Origin of the sequence: Bacillus cereus group sp. N11 (assembly GCF_016483605.1) — a bacterium.
Classification (GTDB): domain Bacteria; phylum Bacillota; class Bacilli; order Bacillales; family Bacillaceae_G; genus Bacillus_A; species Bacillus_A toyonensis.
In genome coordinates this window covers 1-327 of sequence record NZ_JAEHBN010000064.1, presented here as the reverse complement: position 1 = coordinate 327, position 327 = coordinate 1, and the positions used below count along the sequence as shown (strand labels likewise).

The following is a 327-nucleotide window of genomic DNA, read 5'->3' as shown; positions in this document are numbered from 1 at the left end:
TTTGTATTTGTAATGTCATAACCTTTTACTTCGGATTTATATCCATCTACTGGTTGTTCTTTTACTTCATACTTGTATGCATTTCCTTCGGCATCATATGCCGCTAAGTCTGTAAACGCATATTTCCATTTGCCCGCTGCGCTCACTTCTTTTGTATCTACTACTTTACCGTTTTGTAGTAAGTCTACTTTGATCGTTGTTGGACGATTTGTTGCGTTTCCGTCCTTCCACGTCTTCGTTCCTTCTACTGTTGTTTGTGCCACTTTTGTATTTGTAATGTCATAACCTTTTACTTCGGATTTATATCCATCTACTGGTTGTTCTTTT

1 protein-coding gene is annotated in these 327 nt (G+C 37.3%); it reads right to left on the bottom strand.

All coding sequences use genetic code 11. The annotated features are described in order from the left end of the window. On the bottom strand, positions 1-327 hold a 327-nt coding region (locus tag JDS98_RS29670; protein WP_206773806.1), incomplete at both ends, for a Cna B-type domain-containing protein.